This is a genomic window from Brevibacterium sp. S111, assembly GCF_004745075.1.
In the GTDB taxonomy this organism is placed as follows: domain Bacteria; phylum Actinomycetota; class Actinomycetes; order Actinomycetales; family Brevibacteriaceae; genus Brevibacterium.
In genome coordinates this window covers 1-845 of the sequence record NZ_RHFH01000065.1, presented here as the reverse complement: position 1 = coordinate 845, position 845 = coordinate 1, and the positions used below count along the sequence as shown (strand labels likewise).

Annotated in this window: 1 protein-coding gene; it reads left to right on the top strand. The window is 61.7% G+C overall.

The annotated features are described in order from the left end of the window. Positions 1–123: 123 nt before the first annotated feature. The coding region (locus EB836_RS18060; RefSeq protein WP_135542833.1) for a transposase family protein at positions 124–845 on the top strand (722 nt) is incomplete at its 3' end.

The window sequence follows — 845 nt, the reverse complement described above, 5'->3', positions numbered from 1 at the left end:
CGGCTCTTCCGGTTTCAGAGTGCGTAGCAGGGTCTCTGCACCCAGTGTGTCGGTGATGAATGAGAGGCGGGCCTTGGGTGATGATGGAAATTCTCCAAGATCCCTCACACCCAAGGCCCTGCCATGCAATCTACCTCCTCAGCCCAGTCGTGTCCTGTAGCCGATGTCATCTGCCGCACCCTCGAACTCGGCATCCACATCACCGGCGCGCACATCACCGATGACGACGTCACCGTCATCGAAGCCACACCACGAGAACCGGCGGGATTCTGCCCTGACTGCGGGGCGGAAGGACGACTGCGTGATCACGTCATCCGTCACCTGACAGACGTTCCCATCACCGGCCACCCGACCCGTTTGCACGTACGACTGCCGCGTTATCAGTGCGTTCACCCCCAGTGCCGGCGTTCGATCTTCCAGCACCCACTCGAAGCCGCCGAGCCCGGGGCGAAGACCACGAAACGCGCCACGACCTGGATCCTCAAACGCCTCATCCACGATCAGATGAGCATCCAAGCGATCAGCAAGGCACTCGGACTCGGCTGGGACCTCGTCAACCACTTGGCCATCAACGCGGCGAAGTCGCTGGTCTATGCAGATCCTGACCATCTGTCGGGCGTCCGGGTCCTGGGCATCGATGAGCACTGCTGGAAACACGTGCGCGGACAAGGCGAAGACTCTTTCGCGACGATCTTCGTCGACCTGACCCCGCTCATCGACGGAACCGGTCGAGCACGTCTGCTGGATGTGAAAGCGGGACGCTCCGCCAGAGTCGTGACCACATGGCTGAACGAGCGCTCCCCAGCATTCCGTGCCGGAGTCGAAGTCGTCACGATGGACGGGTT